This is a genomic window from Streptomyces sp. NPDC059787, assembly GCF_042732315.1.
Taxonomy (GTDB): Bacteria; Actinomycetota; Actinomycetes; order Streptomycetales; family Streptomycetaceae; genus Streptomyces; species Streptomyces atrovirens.
Window position 1 is genome coordinate 143,143 of the sequence record NZ_JBHWHX010000011.1, and the last position, 17,527, is coordinate 160,669.

A 17,527-nucleotide genomic window follows, 5' to 3' on the forward strand; every position below is an offset into this window, starting at 1 on the left:
TGAGCGATGTGTCCGAGGGGGGACTTGAACCCCCACGCCCGATAAAGGGCACTAGCACCTCAAGCTAGCGCGTCTGCCATTCCGCCACCCGGACAAGGTGTCCGCCGCCCCGGCGGGGTGTTCCCCCCGCGGCGACATGGACAACCATACCAAGGTTTCGCAGCGCCTTTCACCTGCGTTTTCCGTGCCTCCGGGCGGTGGTGGGCGGGGTGCACGCTGTGTGTCCGGGTGGTCACGTGGGTCAGGGCATGAGCTGGTACTCCGGGAAGTTGCCGGGCAGGCGCTCCCCGGTCGGGCCCCGGGTCACGGCGCGGACCAGGAGGTCTCCGCCGACGAACGCGCCGCGCCAGGACGCGCCGAAGCCGCCGAACAGTTCGTCGCGGTCGCCGCGGGAGCGCGGGACGCCGTGGCCGACCTTGAAGGCGCGGATGTGCGGGGCCAGCCGGTCGTAGGTGGACCGGTCGTCCGTGGAGAGCGTGGCCACCAGCGCGCCGTTGGACGCGTTCATGGCGGCCAGCAGTTCCGCCTCCGTGTCGACCAGGACGATGGTGTCGACCGGGCCGAACGGCTCCGCGTGGTGCAGCGGGGAGGACCGGGGCGGGTTCAGCAGCGTGACCGGCTGGACGTACGCCGAGGTGTCCTGGCCGGGCAGGAAGCGGGCGTCGGACGGCGTGCCCCGGTGCAGCGGGACGGCGCCGCGGTCGACGGCCTCGGCGACCTGGTCGTGGAGCTCCTTCGCCTTGGCCGCGTTGATCACCGGCCCGAAGTCCAGGCGCGGGTGGGGGTCGGTGGGGTGTTCGACGGCGAGCGGGTGGCCGACCCTGAGCGTGCGGACCGCGGGGAGGTAGGCGGCCAGGAAGTCGTCGAAGAGCCGCCGCTGGACGACGAAGCGCGGGTAGGCCGTGCAGCGCTGCTTGCCGTAGTCGAAGAGTCCGGGGATCACCGCGCTCAGGGTGTCCCAGTCCGAGTGGTTCCAGATGCCCCAGGTGTTGAGTCCTTCCTGTTCGAGGATGTGCCGCTTGCCGAGGTCGGCGACGGCCGTGGCGACCGCGGCGCCGGTGTCGCGGCCGCCGACGAAGGAGACGCAGCCGACCTCGGGCGCCCGCACCAGCGCCTCGGACAGCTCGCCTCCGCTGCCGCTGACGAGGGTGACGGGTATCCCCTCGCGGGCGGCGAGCGCCGAGGCCAGGGTGAGACAGGCGACGCCGCCGTCGGTCGGGGTCTTGGCGATGACCGCGTTGCCCGCCAGTGCCTGTACCAGCAATGCGTGAACGAGCACGCTCATCGGGTAGTTCCAGCTCGCGATGTTGGAGACGGGCCCGTCGAGCGGGGTCCGGCCGGCGAGCATGCCGTCGATGCCGTCGACGTACCAGCGCACGCCGTCGATGGCGCGGTCGACGTCCGCCCGGGCGAGTCGCCAGGGCTTGCCGATCTCCCAGACGAGCAGGAGCGCGAGGAGTTCGCGGTGCTGGGTGAGGGCGTCGAGGGTGGCGGCGACGCGGGCGCGGCGCTCCGGCAGCGGGACGTGCCGCCAGGCGCGGTGCCGGTCGAGCGCGGCGCGCACGGCCTGCCGGGCGGTGACCCGGTCCAGGCGCGGCGGGCCCGCGACGGGACTGCCGTCGACGGGGCTGACGGCGGGCAGCGCCCGGCCGTCGGCCTGCCAGGAGGCGTTCCAGAGGTTGAGGACGCGGTCGTCCCGGAAGGCCTCGGGGGCGACGGTGAGGCAGCGCTGCCAGGCGTCGGTCCAGGAGGTGCCGGACTTGAGGGTGAGGGTGGGTGGCATGCGGTTCGCTCCGCTCTCGGTGCACGGTCGAGAGAAAGGGGAGGACCTCGAGGGGCCTCAGCTGTCGGTGTTCAGGGCGGCGAGCACCTGCTGTGCCGTCTCCGTGGGCGTGGCGCCCACCCTGACTCCGGCCGCCTCCAGCGCTTCCTTCTTCGCCCGCGCCGTACCGGACGATCCGGAGACGATCGCGCCGGCGTGGCCCATGGTGCGGCCCTCGGGTGCGGTGAAGCCGGCGATGTAGCCGACGACGGGCTTGGTGACGTGGTCGCGGATGTAGGCCGCCGCGCGTTCCTCCGCGTCGCCGCCGATCTCGCCGATGAGGACGATCAGGTCGGTGTCGGGGTCGTCCTGGAAGGCGGCGAGACAGTCGATGTGGGTGGTGCCGACGACGGGGTCGCCGCCGATGCCGACACAGGTGGAGAAGCCGGTGTCCCGCAGTTCGTACATGAGCTGGTAGGTGAGCGTGCCGGACTTGGAGACCAGTCCGACACGGCCCGGCTTGGTGATGTCGGCCGGGATGATGCCGGCGTTGGACTGGCCGGGGGTGATCAGGCCGGGGCAGTTGGGGCCGATGACGCGGGTGCCCTTGTGCCGGGCACGGTCGAGGAAGGCGACGGAGTCGTGGACGGGGATGCCCTCGGTGATGACGACCGCGAGGCCGATGCCGGCGTCGGCGGCCTCGGTGACGGCGTACTTGGCGAAGGCGGGCGGTACGAAGACGACGGTGACGTCGGCTCCCGTCGCGTCCATGCCCTCGGCGACCGAGCCGAAGACGGGGACGGCGCCGGGGGCACCTCCCGGGCCGTTCGGGCTCCGGGGGACGTCGAAGTCGACGCTGCGGCCGGCCTTGCGCGGGTTGACGCCGCCGACGACGTTCGTGCCGGCGGCGAGCATCCGCCGGGTGTGCTTCATGCCTTCGCCGCCGGTCATGCCCTGGACGAGGACCTTGCTCTCCTTGGTGAGGTGGATCGCCATGTCGTCCGGTCTCCTCAGGGTGTGGTGGCGAGGTGGGCGGCCCGGTTCGCGGCGCCGTCCATGGTGGTGACCTGTTCGACGAGCGGGTGCCGGTGCTCGTCGAGAACGGCCCGTCCCCGGGCCGCGTTGTTGCCGTCGAGCCGTACGACGAGCGGCTTGGTCAGCCGTACGGTGTCCAGGGCGCGGACGATGCCGTCGGCGACCGCGTCGCAGGCGGTGATGCCGCCGAAGACGTTGACGAGGACGGACTTCACGGACGGGTCGGAGAGGACGACCGACAGTCCGTCCGCCATGATCTGCGCGGAGGCGCCGCCGCCGATGTCGAGGAAGTTGGCGGGGCGGGCTCCGCAGCCGGCCACCACGTCGAGGGTGGACATGACGAGTCCGGCGCCGTTGCCGATGATGCCGACCTCGCCGTCGAGCTTGACGTAGTTGAGGCCCTTGGCGGCCGCCGCGGCCTCCAGCGCGTCGTGGTGCTCCGCGTCGTCGGCGCCCCAGCGGGCCTGGCGGAAGACGGCGTTGTCGTCGAGGGTGACCTTGCCGTCGAGCGCCATGATGCGGCCGTCGGTGGTACGGACGAGCGGGTTGACCTCGACGAGCAGGGCGTCCTCGCGGACGAGGACGTCCCAGAGCCGGACGAGGGCGTCGACGGTCTGCGGTGGCAGTCCGGCCGCCTCGGCGATACGGGACGCCGTCGCCGGGGTGACTCCCTCGGCCGGGTCGACGGGGATGCGGGCGACCGCCTCGGGGCGGGTCGCGGCGACCTCCTCGATGTCCGTGCCGCCCTCGGCGGAGGCGATGGCGAGGAAGCGCCCGGCGGCGCGGTCGAGGACGTAGGAGACGTAGAACTCCTCGGCGATGTCGACGGGCCGGGCCAGCATCACCGTGCCGACGGTGTGGCCCTTGATGTCCATGCCGAGGATCTGTCGTGCCGTGAGTTCGGCGGCGGCCGGGTCGGCGGCGAGCCTGACGCCGCCCGCCTTGCCCCGTCCGCCGGTCTTGACCTGCGCCTTGACGACCACTCGACCGCCCAGTCGGCGCGCGATCTCGCGGGCCCGCTTGGGCGAGTCGGTGACCTCGGCCGACGGCACCACGATGCCGTGTTCCGCGAAGAGTTCCCTTGCCTGGTGTTCGTACAGGTCCATCTCGGCTCCTGTCTGCGAGGTCGCCGGAAGGTCCGGGGAGGGGCCGGGGACCGGCGACCGAAAAGTGCCGCGCACCCCCTGGACACCACCCATCGGATGCGGGATAACAAGCTTCATACAGTATTCGTCGACTGTATGCAATGTACCGCGAGAGTGCTCCCCGCCCCCTAGGAAGGGACAAGGACTTCGCCATGCCCGACGACACCCAGGACGTCATCTCAGGCGGTCATCTCGTCGCCAAGGCCCTCAAGGCCGAGGGCGTCGACCGCATCTACACGCTGTGCGGCGGCCACATCATCGACATCTACGACGGCTGCGTCGACGAGGGCATCGAGGTCGTCGACGTACGGCACGAGCAGGTGGCCGCCCATGCCGCCGACGGCTACGCGCGCGTCACCGGCAAGCCCGGCTGCGCGGTCGTCACCGCAGGCCCGGGGACGACCGACGCCGTCACCGGGGTCGCCAACGCCTTCCGCGCGGAGTCCCCGATGCTGCTGATCGGCGGTCAGGGGGCGCTCACCCAGCACAAGATGGGGTCGCTGCAGGACCTGCCGCACGTCGACATGATGAACCCCATCACCAAGTTCGCGGCGGCCGTGCCCGACACGGCGCGTGCGGCGGACATGGTGTCGATGGCCTTCCGCGAGTGCTACCACGGCGCCCCCGGCCCCTCCTTCCTGGAGATCCCGCGCGATGTGCTGGACGCCAAGGTGCCGGTGTCCAAGGCGCGCGTGCCGCGGCAGGGCGCGTACCGGGCGTCGACCCGGTCGGCCGGTGATCCCGAGGCGGTCGAGAGGCTGGCCGATCTGCTGGTGCACGCCGAGAAGCCGGCGATCCTGCTCGGCAGCCAGGTGTGGACGACCCGGGGCACCGAAGCGGCCGTCGAGCTGGTGCGCACGCTCAACGTCCCCGCGTACATGAACGGCGCGGGGCGCGGCACGCTCCCGCCCGGCGACCCGCACCACTTCCAGCTGTCACGGCGGTACGCCTTCTCCAACGCCGACGTCATCGTGATCGTCGGTACGCCCTTCGACTTCCGCATGGGCTACGGCAAGCGGCTCTCCCCCGACGCGACGGTCGTGCAGATCGACCTCGACTACCGCACCGTCGGCAAGAACCGCGACATCGACCTCGGGATCGTGGGCGACGCGGGGCGGGTGCTGAAGTCGGTGACGGAAGCGGCCTCCGGGCGGGTGAACGGGGGTGCGTCCCGGCGCAAGGAGTGGCTGGACGAGCTGCGGGCCGCCGAGCAGAGCGCCCTGGAGAAGCGGCTGCCGCAGCTCCGGTCGGACGCCTCACCCATCCACCCGTACCGGCTGGTCAGCGAGATCAACGACTTCCTCACCGAGGACTCGATCTACATCGGCGACGGCGGCGACATCGTCACCTTCTCCGGGCAGGTCGTCCAGCCCAAGTCACCCGGGCACTGGATGGACCCGGGGCCGCTCGGCACCCTCGGCGTCGGTGTCCCCTTCGTGCTCGCCGCCAAGCAGGCCCGGCCCGACAAGGAGGTCGTCGCGCTCTTCGGCGACGGCGCCTTCTCCCTCACCGGCTGGGACTTCGAGACCCTCGTCCGCTACGACCTCCCCTTCGTCGGCATCGTCGGCAACAACTCCTCGATGAACCAGATCCGCTACGGCCAGGCCGCCAAGTACGGCAAGGACCGGGAGCGGGTCGGCAACACCCTCGGCGACGTCCGGTACGACGAGTTCGCGCGGATGCTGGGCGGTCACGGCGAGGAGGTCCGCGACCCCGCCGACATCGGTCCCGCGCTGCGCCGGGCCCGTGAGTCCGGCAAGCCGTCGCTGATCAACGTCTGGGTGGACCCCGACGCGTACGCCCCCGGAACCATGAACCAGACCATGTACAAGTGAGGTGCACGCCCATGACCCCCAAGGCACTTGAGGGCATCCGCGTCCTCGACATGACGCATGTCCAGTCCGGTCCCTCCGCGACCCAGCTGCTGGCCTGGCTCGGCGCGGACGTCGTCAAGCTGGAGGCGCCGACCGGCGACATCACGCGCAAGCAGCTGCGCGATCTGCCGGACGTCGACTCCCTCTACTTCACGATGCTCAACTGCAACAAACGGAGCATCACGCTCAACACCAAGACCGAGCGCGGCAAGGAGATCCTCACCGAGCTGATCCGTCGCTCGGACGTCATGGTCGAGAACTTCGGGCCGGGCGCGATCGACCGGATGGGGTTCACCTGGGACCGCATCAAGGAGATCAATCCACGGATCGTCTATGCCTCCATCAAGGGGTTCGGGGACGGCCCGTACACCAACTTCAAGGCGTACGAGGTCGTCGCCCAGGCCATGGGCGGGTCGATGTCGACCACCGGTTTCGAGGACGGGCCGCCGCTGGCGACGGGGGCCCAGATCGGGGACTCGGGCACGGGTGTGCACGCGGTGGCCGGCATCCTCGCCGCGCTGTTCCAGCGGGAGCGCACCGGGCGCGGGCAGCGGGTGAACGTGGCCATGCAGCACGCGGTGCTCAACCTCTGCCGGGTGAAGCTGCGCGATCAGCAGCGCCTGGCCCATGGTCCACTCGCCGAATATCCCAACGAGGACTTCGGCGACGAGGTTCCCCGCTCCGGGAACGCGTCCGGCGGCGGGCAGCCGGGCTGGGCGGTGAAGTGCGCTCCGGGCGGCCCGAACGACTACGTGTACGTCATCGTGCAGCCCGTCGGCTGGAAACCGCTCAGCGAGCTCATCGGCCGGCCCGAGCTGGCCGACGACCCCGAGTGGGCGACGCCGGAGGCCCGGCTGCCCAAGCTGAACAAGATGTTCCAGCTGATCGAGGAGTGGTCCTCGACTCTGCCCAAGTGGGAGGTGCTGGAACGGCTGAACACGCACAACATCCCGTGCGGGCCGATCCTGTCCACCAGGGAGATCATCGAGGACCGCTCACTGGTCGCCAACGAGATGGTCGTCACCGTCCCGCACCCCGAGCGCGGCGAGTTCGTCACCGTCGGCAGCCCGCTGAAGCTCTCCGACTCCCCCGTGGACGTGGTCGCCTCCCCGCTGCTCGGCGAGCACAACGCGGAGGTCTACGTCGGTGAACTGGGCCTCGGGGACGAGGAGCTGCACCTGCTCAAGTCGAACGGGGTGATCTGACGTGATGGCCGAGGACCGGGCGACGAGGGTCCGAGCGCTGCTGGACTCGGTGCGCGCCGAGGGCCGTACCGCGCTCACCGCGCCCGAGGGCAAGGTGATCGCCGACGCGTACGGGATCGCCGTACCCGGCGAGGAGCTGGCCGCCGATGTCGACGAGGCCGTGGCGTGCGCGGCGCGGTTCGGCGGGCCCGTCGTGATGAAGATCGTGTCACCGGACATCCTGCACAAGACCGACGCCGGCGGTGTGATCGTCGGGGTGGAGGGGGCGGCGGACGTACGGGCGGCGTTCTGCCGGATCGTCGAGAACGCGCGGGCGTACGCCCCGGATGCGCGCATCGAGGGCGTGCAGGTGCAGGAGCTGCTGCCGAAGGGGCAGGAGGTCATCGTCGGCGCGGTCACCGATCCGACGTTCGGGAAGGTGGTGGCGTTCGGGCTCGGCGGGGTGCTCGTCGAGGTGCTGAAGGACGTCACGTTCCGGCTGGCGCCGGTGGACTCCGACGAGGCGCTGTCGATGCTGGACTCGATCCGGTCGGCGGAGATCCTGCGCGGGGTGCGGGGCCAGGAGGGGGTGGACCGGTGGGCGGTCGCCGAGCAGATCCGGCGGGTGTCGCAACTGGTGGCGGACTTCCCGGAGATCGCCGAGGTGGACCTCAACCCGGTGATCGCCACCGCGGACGGAGCGGTCGCCGCCGACATCCGCGTGATCCTCGCCACCGGGCAGCCGAAGGAGCGGCGCCGCTACTCGCGCGGGGAGATCCTCACCTCCATGCGCCGGCTGATGCAGCCGCGTTCGGTGGCCGTGATCGGGGCCTCCAACGAGCCGGGCAAGATCGGCAACTCGGTGATGCGCAACCTCGTCGACGGCGGCTTCGCCGGGGAGATCCATCCGGTGAACCCCAAGGCCGATGACATTCTCGGCCGCAAGGCGTACAAGAGTGTCACCGACGTTCCCGGTGAGGTGGATGTGGCGGTCTTCGCGATCCCCGCCAGGTTCGTGGCCTCGGCGCTGGAGGAGGTGGGGCGCAAGCGGATCCCGAACGCCGTACTGATCCCCTCCGGGTTCGCGGAGACGGGTGAGCACGAACTCCAGGACGAGATCGTGGCGGTCGCCGAGCGGCACGGCATCCGGCTGCTCGGGCCCAACATCTACGGCTACTACTCGACCTGGCAGGACCTGTGCGCCACGTTCTGCACGCCGTACGACGTCAAGGGCGGGGTGGCGCTGACCAGCCAGTCGGGCGGCATCGGGATGGCCGTCCTGGGCTTCGCGCGGACCACGAGGACGGGTGTGTCGGCGATCGTCGGCCTCGGCAACAAGTCGGACCTGGACGAGGACGACCTGCTGACCTGGTTCGGGGAGGATCCGCACACCGAGTGCATCGCGATGCACCTGGAGGACCTCAAGGACGGGCGCGCGTTCGTCGAGGCCGCGCGGGAGACCGTGCCGAAGAAACCGGTCGTGGTGCTGAAGGCGGGGCGTACGGCGGCGGGCGCGAAGGCCGCGGGCTCGCACACCGGCGCGCTGGCGGGCGACGACGCGGTGTACGACGACATCCTGCGGCAGGCGGGCGTCATCCGGGCGCCGGGTCTGAACGACATGCTGGAGTACGCGCGCGCGTTGCCGGTGCTGCCCACGCCGCGGGGCGACAACGTGGTGATCATCACCGGGGCCGGCGGCAGCGGGGTGCTGCTGTCGGACGCGGTGACGGACAACGGGCTGTCGCTGATGGAGATCCCGTCCGATCTGGACGCGGCGTTCCGGGAGTTCATCCCGCCGTTCGGGGCCGCGGGCAACCCCGTGGACATCACCGGCGGGGAGCCGCCGTCGACGTACGAGGCGACGATCCGGCTGGGTCTCGAGGACCCGCGCATCCACGCGCTGGTGCTCGGTTACTGGCACACGATCGTCACTCCTCCCATGGTGTTCGCCGAACTCACCGCGCGGGTGGTGGCCGAGTTCCGGGAGCGCGGGATCGAGAAGCCGGTGGTGGCGTCCCTGGCGGGCGACGTGGAGGTGGAGGAGGCCTGCCAGTACCTCTTCGAACGCGGGGTCGTGGCGTACCCGTACACCACCGAGAAGCCGGTGGCCGTGCTGGGTGCCAAGTACCGGTGGGCGCGGGCCGCATCGAAGCTGGGGGCCGAAGGCCCCTCCGCCGGGGCGGTGGCGGGAGACGGGCGGGATGTCGGGGGGCGGCTCATGAGGTGAGCGGCGAGGGGCCGGCCGGCGGGTGCGCGCCGGCCGGCCCCGGGGACCCGCGCGCGCACGAAAGGCATTGGACAGGGGGCGCTGGCCAGAACTTTCGACGCTAGGGGTGCAAACGACATGACAACCACCGATGTCACACGGGTCGCCGCCTACCGGGAGGTGACCGACAGGAACGGACGCGTCTATCGCGTGGGCGAGTCCGACGTCGACATCATGGGGCGCAAGCGCAAGTGGATGGTGATCCTGCCCTGGATCGGCATGATGGGCATCTCCTCCGCCGAGTACGCGTTCGCGTCCGCCGAGGACACGCTCCACGAGGCCCACCAGTGGTCCAGCGGCAGCATCTACTGGATGATGACCGCCTGGGTGTTCTGCCAGGCCGCGGTCGCCTTCCCGGCGGGGCGGCTGCGGGAGAGCGGCAGACTGCCCGCGCGGTGGGCGATGATGCTGGGCTCGGCCGGCACACTGCTCGGTTATCTGTCGCTGGCGTTCGCTCCGCACGTCGCGTTCGCCTTCATCGGGTTCGGCGTGTTCAGCGGCATGGGCGCGGGCATGGTGTACGCGACCTGCGTCAACATGGTCGGCAAGTGGTACCCGGAGCGCAGGGGCGGCAAGACCGGCTTCGTCAACGGCGGTTTCGCCTACGGCTCGGTGCCGTTCGTCTTCATCTTCCACGGCTACATGGACGGCACCAACTTCCGCTGGGTGCTGGTCACGTGCGGTCTCTTCCTCGCCGCGATGGTGGCCGTCGCCGGCTTCTACTTCCGGGACCCGCCGAAGAACTGGTGGCCGGCCGCCGTCGACCCGCTGAACCCGCCGGACGACCCGCGGGCCCGGCGTTCGCTGGAGAAGAACCCCCCGGCCGTCAAGCAGTACTCCCCGATGGAGGCGTGGAGGACCGGACGGGTGGCGCTGATGTGGTTCTGTCTCGCCTGTACCTCCGGCGTGAACATCTTCGGTATCGCCTTCCAGGTCGACATCGGTGAGGACGCGGGCTTCGCGGCCGGCATCGTGGCCACCGCGATGTCGCTGAAGGCGATCGTCAACGGCACCGGCCGCGGCGTCATCGGCTGGCTCTCCGACCTCTACGGCCGCAAGCAGTGCCTGCTCTACGTGTGCGCCATTCTGGGACTGGCCCAGTTCGGCATCATCTGGTCGGCCGAGATCAAGAACCTGCCGCTGTTCCTGATCTTCTCGGCCATCTCGGGCTTCGGCGGCGGTGCCATCTTCCCGATGTTCGCGGCGCTGACGGCGGACTACTTCGGCGAGAACAACAACGCCACCAACTACGGGATGGTCTACAGCTCCAAGCTCGTCTCCGGTCTGGGCGCGGGCATGGGGGCCGTGGTCGTCGGCGCCTGGGGCTACAACGGCGCCTTCACCCTGGCGGGCTGCATCTCGATCTTCGCCGGGTTCGTGGCGCTGTTCCTGCAACCACCGGGACGCCCGAAGAGCAAGCGCGTCACGCCCAACCCCCGGCCGCTCGGCGAGGGATGACCTGGCGAAGCTCCCCCGCACGGACCGGGCGGCCCCTCCCCCAGCGCGCGGGAGGGGCCGCCCGGTCCGTGTCCCGGGTCAGCGGCGCCGCTTGCGCAGGGCCGCCATGTTGTCGTAGCTGATCTTGGCCTCGCGCAGCGACTGCGCGGGGTCGGTGGCGCTCGGGGAGTTGTCGTCCTCGACCATCGGGTTGTGGTAGTTCCGCTCGCCGACCCGCGAGAAGAACGTCGTGTAGTCGATGACGCCGGTTCCGAAGGGCACCATGTCGTAGCCCATGCCGTTGGTCGTGCTGACGACGCCGTCCTTGGCGTGGAACAGCGGGTAGCGCTTGTTGTTGCGGGCGACCAGTCCGGCCGGGTCGAAGACGTTCTTCCTGGTCGAACCGTCGTGGGCGGTGTACGTGTGGAACTTGTACTGGGCGACGTGCGCCCAGAAGATGTCCATCTCCAGCCAGACCGCCCTCGGGTCGGTGATCTTCAGGAAGTACTCCAGCTTCCGGATGCCGGAGCTGCGGGTCGGCCGGCCCTGGTCGTCCAGCGGGCCGCCGTCGAGCAGGAAGCCGTAGGCGCTGTCGTGGTTGTGGGTGTAGAGCTTGATGCCCTCGCGGCGGGCGATCGCGCCGAGGGCGTTCCACTTGTCGGCGGCCACGTCCCAGTCGGCGCGGTAGGAGCTGCCGGTGGGGTCGCCGCCGGTGCCCATGTGGTCCATGCCGAGGATGTTGGCGATCTCCAGGTGCTTCTTGAAGGTGTCCTTGTCCGCCGTGGTGAGCGGCCAGGAGCCCGGGATGAAGCCGTGGTTGCCCTGGGCGCGCAGACCGTAGTCGTCGAGCCAGCGGCGCAGCAGCTTCGCGCCCTCGATGCTTTCCAGGTCGGCGCCGCCGGGTGCGTTCGCGTGCTGGCGGTAACCGGCGAACTCCACCTGGCGGTAGCCGTGGCGGGCGAGCTGCTTGAACACCTCGCGGAAGCCGGAGGGCAGGTCCGTGGCGAGCGGGTCGCGGGCTGTGGCGTCACGGACGGTGTAGAGGATGATGCCGCGCTTGTGCGGCGGGACGAGCACCTGTCCGCGCCCGTGTCCGTGGTCGTGGTCTCTGTCCCGGTCGTGGGCCAGGGCGGGAGCGGCACCGAAGACGGGGGCGGCGACGGCTCCGGCCGCCACGGCGGTGCAGGTGCTGAGGAAACGGCGCCGGTCCACACCGAGGGTGCGGCGCAGCCCCTCGTCCGGGGCGTCGGCGGCTTCGGTGCGTGAAGGGTCGGAGTACGGGGTCACGAGTGGCCTGCCTTCTCGGTCGTGGCCGGTTCCGGTCCCGCCGGGACCGGCCGTTGTCAGTGCCGTGTGTTTCACTCTCGGTAGTCGGATCTCGAGGGCCGTACCGGGTGGTGCGTCAGGCGAGTCCGGCCAGCCGGAGCAGGAGTTGTTTGACATCGGTGGCCGCGACGCGGTCTCCGACAGCGCGGGGGGTGGAGCAGATGAGGAGCGGACCGTCGTCGTCGCTCGCGGGGAGGCGGCCGTGGCTGCCGCGAATAGGTGAGGGGTCCAGGGGCACGACCGCCATGCGGTAGCGCATGCCGAGTTTCTTGCGCGCCAGCGCGGTGGCCGCCTTGACCTTGACGTAGGGGTCGAGGGGATCCATGAACAGTTCGACCGGGTCGTAGCCGGGTTTGCGGTGGATCTCGACGAGCTGCGCGAAGTCGGGCGCGCGGTCGTCGTCGAGCCAGTAGTAGTACGTGAACCAGGCGTCGGGCTCGGCGACGGCGACGAGTTCGCCGGCGCGCGGATGGTCGAGGTGATGGGCCTTCTTGCCCTCGTCGTCGAGGAGTTGCTCGATGCCGGGCAGTCCGTCGAGGGCGGCGCGGGTGGCGTCGAGGTCCTCGGGGCGGCGCACGTAGACATGGGCGAGCTGGTGGTCGGCGACCGCGAAGGCACGGGAGGCCATCGGGTCGAGGTACTCCATGCCGTCCTGGGTGTGCACTTCGAGGAGGCCGGCGCGGCGCAGGGCGCGGTTGATGTCCACGGGCCGGTTCACGCGGGTGATGCCGTACTCGGACAGGGCGACGACGGTACGGCCCTCGGCGCGGGCGTCGTCAAGGAGCGGGGCCAGGGCGGCGTCGAGGTCGGCGGCCGCTTGCAGGGAGCGCGGGTCGTCGGGGCCGAAGCGCTGCAGGTCGTAGTCGAGGTGAGGGAGGTAGCAGAGGGTCAGGTCGGGGTGGCGGGTGCGCATGATGTGGCGGGTGGCGTCGATGATCCACTGGCTGGAGACCAGGTCGGCGCCGGGGCCCCAGAAGTGGAAGAGGGGGAAGGTGCCGAGTTTCTCGGTGAGTTCGTCGTGCAGGGCGGGCGGCCGGGTGTAGCAGTCGGGTTCCTTGCGGCCGTCGGCGTAGTAGACGGGACGGGGGGTGACGGTGATGTCGGTGTCGGCGCCCATGGCGTACCACCAGCAGATGTTGGCGACGGTGTAGCCGGGGTGGGCGCGGCGGGCGGCGTCCCAGAGCCTGTCGCCGGCGACGAGGCCGTTGTGCTGCCGCCACAGCAGTACGTCGCCGAGTTCGCGGAAGTACCAGCCGTTGCCGACGATGCCGTGCTCCGAGGGCATGGTGCCGGTGAGGAAGGTGGACTGGGCGGCGCAGGTGACGGCGGGCAGGACGGTGCCGAGCGGGGCGCGGGAGCCGGACCGGCCGAGCGTCTTGAGGTGGGGCATGTGGTCGAGGAGACGGGGGGTGAGGCCCACGACGTCGAGGACGAGCAGGGGGGTGGGGTCGGTCATGGGAGTTCCTTCAGGCCGAGGTCCGTCAGGAGGTCGCGGGCCAGGGTGAGTTCGGCGGCGATGCCGTCGGCGAGCTGGGTGCGGCCGCGGGGGCGCAGCTCGGGCGGGAGGGCCTGCCAGGTGTAGGTCTCGACCTCGAGGTGGCGGGTGAGGGGGTGCGGGCCGCCGACGAGCCGGGTCAGGACGGATTTCAGGACGGGCAGCGTGGAGGTGAGGGGCGCGGTGGGGGCCGCGTGCAGCGGGACGTGGAAGTGGGAGCGCCAGGGCGCCGCGTCGGGCAGGGTGTCGCCGGCCAGGGCCTCTTCGAGGTCGTCGGTGCCGCGCAGCCCGGCGGGGGTGGCAGTGCGGGTCTGGTGCAGGAAGCGGGGTTCGGCGAAGGCGGCCAGGGCCTCGCGGACCTCGGGGAGGTGGGGCTGTTCGGCGTGCAGGGCTGCGGAGAGCTGGGACTTGACCACGGGTACACCGGCCCGGGTGAGGTCGTCCAGGGCGGTGTGCGGGTCTTCGAAGGAGGTGGCGAGGTGGCAGGTGTCGACACAGATGCCGACGCGGTCGTGGGCGATCGCGGTGAGCGGGGCGATGGCGTCACGGGTGGTCTCGACGACACAGCCGGGTTCCGGTTCCAGGGCGACGCGGATGGAGCGCCCGGTCAGTTCCCGGAGGGCGTCGAGGCGTTCGGCGAGGGTGCGCAGGGCGGTGCGGGCCGTCTGCGCGCGCTGCTCGTCGTAGGCGGTGCGCCAGGCCAGCGGCAGGGTGGAGATGCTGCCGTCGGTGACGTCGTCGGGGAGGAGTCCGGCGAGGACACGGGCCAGGGAGGTGGTGTGTTCCAGGCGCTCGGGGTCGGCCCAGTCCGGTTTGTAGACGCGGTACTTGACCTCTTCGGCGCCGAAGCCCTCGTAGGGGAAGCCGTTGAGGGTGACGACCTCCAGGCCGCGCCGGTCGAGTTCGCAGCGCAGTCCGCGCAGGGCGGCGGGGTCGGTGACGAGGGCGTGCGCGGCGTCCTTGGCGAGCCACAGGCCGATGCCGAGTCTGTCCCGGCCGAGGCGGCGGCGGACCGGTTCGCAGTGGTCGCGGAGCTGGGCGAGGACACCGTCCAGGGTTTCGGCGGGGTGCACGTTGGTGCAGTAGGCGAGGTGGACGGTGGAGCCGTCGGGGTGGCGGAAGCGCATGGCTCACGCCTCCGTGGCGGGGACGCCGGCCGGCCGGGGCTCGTCTCTCGGTGCGCCGCGCAGGATGGAGTTGCCCTCGTGGGTGGCGTCGGTGGTGTCGACATCGAGGTTCAGACGGCCGCTGAGCCCGTAGAAGGCTACGGGGTTGCGCCACAGCACCCGGTCGACGTCGTCCTCGGTGAAGCCCTCGGCGAGCATCAGGTCGGCGACCTTGCGGGTCTTGAGGGGGTCGCTCCTGCCCCAGTCGGCGGCGGAGTTCACCAGGACCTGCTCGGGGCCGTGGGCGCGCAGGATGGCGACCATCCGCTCCTCGTCCATCTTGGTGTCGGGATAGACGGAGAAGCCGAGCCAGGCGCCGCTGTCCTTGGCCTCCTTGACGGTGGTCTCGTTGAGGTGGTCGACCAGGACACGGTCGGCGGGCAGGGCGGACTCGCGGACCACGTCCAGGGTGCGGCGCAGCCCGGCGAGCTTGTCGCGGTGCGGGGTGTGCACCAGCGCGGGCAGGCCGTGGTCGGCGGCGAGCTGGAGCTGGGCGGCGAGGGCGGTGTCCTCGGCTGGGGTCATGGAGTCGTAGCCGATCTCGCCGACGGCCACCACGTTGTCCTTGACGAGATACCGGGGCAGCGCGTCGAGGACGGGCGTGCAGCGCGGGTCGTTCGCCTCCTTGGGGTTGAGGGCGAGGGTGCAGTGGTGGGCGATGCCGTACTGGGCGGCGCGGAAGGGTTCCCAGCCGAGGAGGGCGTCGAAGTAGTCGAGGAAGGAGGCCGGGGAGGTGCGGGGCTGGCCGAGCCAGAAGGAGGGCTCGACGACGGCGCGGACGCCCGCGGTGTACATGGCCTCGTAGTCGTCGGTGGTGCGCGACGTCATGTGGATGTGGGGGTCGAAGATGCGCATCAGGACTCCTTGCCGTGGGGGTCGTCCGTGCCGTGCGGCGGGGTGGCGGGGGCGGACTCGGTCAGGGCCAGGACGCGGTGCAGGTCCTCGGGGACGGTGCGGCCGGCGGCGGTGCGTTCCGCGGCGTAGTCGCCGAGCATGCGGGCGAGTTCGCCGTCGCCCCGGGCGCGCCGGGCCAGGTCCGCCACGTGGTCGAGGCCGACGCCGGTGAACAGGCACTTCAGGACCGCGTGCCGCCAGGCGTGGGCGTCGAGGTGCCGGGCGGCGTAGGGGCCGAGGGCGGCGGCGACGAGCCGGGTGTCGTTGGTGCGCAGGGCGTCCTCGACGAGCGGGAGGGCGTCGGGGCCGTCGGGCACGAGGTGCGGCAGGGCGTGCAGTACGGCGCGGCGCTCGTCGGCGGTGCCCTGGAAGTAGACCCGGGTCAGGGCGTCGGCGTCGGCGTGGGCCGCGTGCAGGATGAGGACGCGGGCGGCGTCGGCGTGGGCGGGACCGCAGCGGCGGCCGGCCTCGGCCAGGCGCAGCTCCCACACGGAGATGGGCCCGTGGGCGCCGGGGTGGGCGGCGGCCTCGTCCAGGGCCTGGTCCAGCCAGGCGCGGGCGGCTCCGTCCAGCCGGCCGGCGAGGCGGCGGCGCAGTTCGGCGGGCGGGGTGAGGGCGGGGGTGGTGCCGTCACCTGGGGTCGCCGGTCCGCCGGTGGTGTCTGCCTCCGGGGTGGCCGGGGTGGCACGGGGGCGGGTCATGGGGTTCTGCTCCCTTCGGGGGTGGCGGAGGGATCGCCGTGCGACGGGACGGGGACGGAAGGGGCTGCGTGGCGGAGGAACGGGAGGGAGTGGGCGGCGAAGTGGGGGCCGGCGTGGGAGTGGCGGGGCAGTTCGACGACCGTCAGGCCCTGGTAGCCGGTGGCGGCGAGGGCCGCGAGGACGGGTGGGAAGTCGATCTCGCCGTCACCGAAGGGGAGGTGTTCGTGGACGCCTCGGCGCATGTCCTCGATCTGGACGTGCCGCAGCCAGGGGGCGGCGTCGCGTACGCAGTCGGCGGGAGGAAGGGGTTCGAGGCACTGGCAGTGGCCGATGTCCAGGGTGAGGCCGAGGGGCTCGGGATCGCCGAGCGTGCGGCGCAGGTGGTGGAAGTCGGCGAGGGTGGCGAGGAGGTGACCGGGTTCGGGTTCGACGGCGAGGGGGACGCCGGCGGTGGCGGCGGCGTCCAGGACGGGAGTGAGGGTCTCGGCGAGGCGTTTCCAGGCGGTGTCCTCGTCGGTGCCGTCGGGGACGACGCCGCTGAAGCAGTGCACGGCGTGCGCGCCGAGGTCGGCGGCGACGCGGACGGCACGCAGGAGGAGGTCGACGCGGCGGGCGCGGTCGTCCGGGTCGGCGTCCAGCAGCGAGGGGCCGTGCTTGCGGCGGGGGTCGAGCACATAGCGGGCGCCGGTCTCCACGGTCACGCCGAGTCCGAGCTCGTCGAGACGGTGCGCGACCCGGCGGGTGCGGGCGGCGAGGTCCGGGGCGAGCGGATCGAGGTGCATGTGGTCGAGGGTCAGGCCCACGCCGTCGTAGCCGAGGTCGGCGAGGAGGGCGAGGGCGTCGTCGAGGCGGAGGTCGGCGAGGCCGTTGGTGCCGTAGCCGAAACGGAGGGGGGCGCCGGCGTTCCGGTTCGCGTCCCGTGCCCCGTCCGCGTGTGCGGCTCGGCTCGCGCCCCGGCTCGTGCCATGACCGTCGCCGCTCCCGTGCCGGGCCGGGCGGCCCGTCACGTCCTGACTCGCCTCCGCGGCCGGGACACGACCGTCCCCGGTCGCATCCTGGCTCACCTGCCCGGCCGGGCAGCCGCTCACGTCGCGGCCCGTGTCCCGGTCCGGGCCATGGCCGTCCCCGTTTCCCTCCCGGCTCACGTACCGAGCCGGGTCGCCGCTCGTGCCCCGGCTCGCATCCGGGACCGGGACACGAGCGTCCTCGGTCATCTGTCGGCTCGCGCCCCGGTTCGGGTTC

At 71.6% G+C, this 17,527-nt stretch carries 13 protein-coding genes and 1 tRNA gene; 4 read left to right on the forward strand and 10 right to left on the reverse strand.

Features of this window, described 5'->3' with window-relative positions:
• Positions 1–9: 9 nt before the first annotated feature.
• From ACFV5H_RS13345 to sucC, 4 genes are all read right to left on the reverse strand, one after another.
• A tRNA-Leu gene (locus ACFV5H_RS13345) sits at positions 10–94 on the reverse strand.
• 147 nt (positions 95–241) lie between these two features.
• Complete coding sequence (locus ACFV5H_RS13350) at positions 242–1,783, reverse strand: aldehyde dehydrogenase family protein (protein WP_385194668.1); 1,542 nt, start codon at positions 1,781–1,783, stop codon at positions 242–244.
• Between the two features lie 57 nt (positions 1,784–1,840).
• Positions 1,841–2,758: a succinate--CoA ligase subunit alpha gene (gene sucD, locus ACFV5H_RS13355; RefSeq protein WP_385044351.1), complete on the reverse strand. Its 918-nt coding sequence runs from the start codon at positions 2,756–2,758 to the stop codon at positions 1,841–1,843.
• A 14-nt stretch (positions 2,759–2,772) separates the two neighbouring features.
• Positions 2,773–3,903, reverse strand: coding sequence for an ADP-forming succinate--CoA ligase subunit beta (gene sucC, locus ACFV5H_RS13360; protein ID WP_385194671.1), 1,131 nt, complete (start codon positions 3,901–3,903; stop codon positions 2,773–2,775).
• A 191-nt stretch (positions 3,904–4,094) separates the two neighbouring features.
• On the opposite strand from sucC, the gene ACFV5H_RS13365 reads away from it, so the two are divergent.
• The 4 genes from ACFV5H_RS13365 (at position 4,095) to ACFV5H_RS13380 (ending at position 10,724) form a co-directional block, all read left to right on the forward strand.
• Entirely contained in the window at positions 4,095–5,777 is a 1,683-nt protein-coding gene (locus ACFV5H_RS13365) for a thiamine pyrophosphate-binding protein (RefSeq protein ID WP_385044345.1), read from the forward strand.
• 11 nt (positions 5,778–5,788) lie between these two features.
• Positions 5,789–7,021 carry a formyl-CoA transferase gene (frc, locus tag ACFV5H_RS13370; protein ID WP_385194673.1) on the forward strand — a complete coding sequence of 411 codons (1,233 nt, stop codon included), beginning with the start codon at positions 5,789–5,791 and terminating at the stop codon, positions 7,019–7,021.
• A 4-nt stretch (positions 7,022–7,025) separates the two neighbouring features.
• Positions 7,026–9,227 carry an acetate--CoA ligase family protein gene (locus tag ACFV5H_RS13375; protein WP_385194675.1) on the forward strand — a complete coding sequence of 734 codons (2,202 nt, stop codon included), beginning with the start codon at positions 7,026–7,028 and terminating at the stop codon, positions 9,225–9,227.
• Positions 9,228–9,344: 117 nt separating this feature from the next.
• A complete protein-coding gene (locus ACFV5H_RS13380) occupies positions 9,345–10,724 on the forward strand; it encodes an OFA family MFS transporter (protein ID WP_385044335.1) in 1,380 nt (459 codons plus the stop codon).
• A gap of 78 nt (positions 10,725–10,802) precedes the next feature.
• On the opposite strand, the gene ACFV5H_RS13385 is transcribed toward ACFV5H_RS13380, so the two are convergent.
• The 6 genes from ACFV5H_RS13385 to ACFV5H_RS13410 form a co-directional block, all read right to left on the reverse strand.
• Positions 10,803–11,990, reverse strand: coding sequence for a sugar phosphate isomerase/epimerase family protein (locus tag ACFV5H_RS13385; protein ID WP_385044332.1), 1,188 nt, complete (start codon positions 11,988–11,990; stop codon positions 10,803–10,805).
• Positions 11,991–12,105: 115 nt separating this feature from the next.
• Positions 12,106–13,485, reverse strand: a complete 1,380-nt coding sequence (locus ACFV5H_RS13390; RefSeq protein ID WP_385044329.1) for an alkaline phosphatase family protein — start codon at positions 13,483–13,485, stop codon at positions 12,106–12,108.
• A complete protein-coding gene (gene eboE, locus ACFV5H_RS13395) occupies positions 13,482–14,651 on the reverse strand; it encodes a metabolite traffic protein EboE (protein ID WP_385194677.1) in 1,170 nt (389 codons plus the stop codon). The genes ACFV5H_RS13390 and eboE overlap by 4 nt, the downstream gene beginning before the upstream one ends.
• 3 nt (positions 14,652–14,654) lie before the next feature.
• Positions 14,655–15,545 (reverse strand): TatD family hydrolase, encoded by an 891-nt coding sequence (locus tag ACFV5H_RS13400; RefSeq protein ID WP_385059465.1) that lies wholly within the window; start codon positions 15,543–15,545, stop codon positions 14,655–14,657.
• Complete coding sequence (locus ACFV5H_RS13405; protein WP_385194679.1) at positions 15,545–16,285, reverse strand: EboA domain-containing protein; 741 nt, start codon at positions 16,283–16,285, stop codon at positions 15,545–15,547. Before ACFV5H_RS13405 ends, ACFV5H_RS13400 begins: the two co-directional genes overlap by 1 nt.
• Complete coding sequence (locus ACFV5H_RS13410; protein ID WP_385194682.1) at positions 16,282–17,292, reverse strand: sugar phosphate isomerase/epimerase family protein; 1,011 nt, start codon at positions 17,290–17,292, stop codon at positions 16,282–16,284. Before ACFV5H_RS13410 ends, ACFV5H_RS13405 begins: the two co-directional genes overlap by 4 nt.
• Positions 17,293–17,527 lie beyond the last annotated feature (235 nt).

What these genes read in the sequence shown, in the direction of transcription:
- sucD (WP_385044351.1), bottom strand. Translation starts at nt 2,758, where the DNA reads ATGGCGATCCACCTCACCAAGGAGAGCAAGGTCCTCGTCCAGGGCATG.
- ACFV5H_RS13375 (WP_385194675.1), top strand. Translation starts at nt 7,026, where the DNA reads ATGGCCGAGGACCGGGCGACGAGGGTCCGAGCGCTGCTGGACTCGGTG.
- ACFV5H_RS13365 (WP_385044345.1), top strand. Translation starts at nt 4,095, where the DNA reads ATGCCCGACGACACCCAGGACGTCATCTCAGGCGGTCATCTCGTCGCC.
- eboE (WP_385194677.1), bottom strand. Translation starts at nt 14,651, where the DNA reads ATGCGCTTCCGCCACCCCGACGGCTCCACCGTCCACCTCGCCTACTGC.
- ACFV5H_RS13380 (WP_385044335.1), top strand. Translation starts at nt 9,345, where the DNA reads ATGACAACCACCGATGTCACACGGGTCGCCGCCTACCGGGAGGTGACC.
- frc (WP_385194673.1), top strand. Translation starts at nt 5,789, where the DNA reads ATGACCCCCAAGGCACTTGAGGGCATCCGCGTCCTCGACATGACGCAT.
- ACFV5H_RS13350 (WP_385194668.1), bottom strand. Translation starts at nt 1,783, where the DNA reads ATGCCACCCACCCTCACCCTCAAGTCCGGCACCTCCTGGACCGACGCC.
- ACFV5H_RS13400 (WP_385059465.1), bottom strand. Translation starts at nt 15,545, where the DNA reads ATGCGCATCTTCGACCCCCACATCCACATGACGTCGCGCACCACCGAC.
- ACFV5H_RS13390 (WP_385044329.1), bottom strand. Translation starts at nt 13,485, where the DNA reads ATGACCGACCCCACCCCCCTGCTCGTCCTCGACGTCGTGGGCCTCACC.
- sucC (WP_385194671.1), bottom strand. Translation starts at nt 3,903, where the DNA reads ATGGACCTGTACGAACACCAGGCAAGGGAACTCTTCGCGGAACACGGC.
- ACFV5H_RS13405 (WP_385194679.1), bottom strand. Translation starts at nt 16,285, where the DNA reads ATGACCCGCCCCCGTGCCACCCCGGCCACCCCGGAGGCAGACACCACC.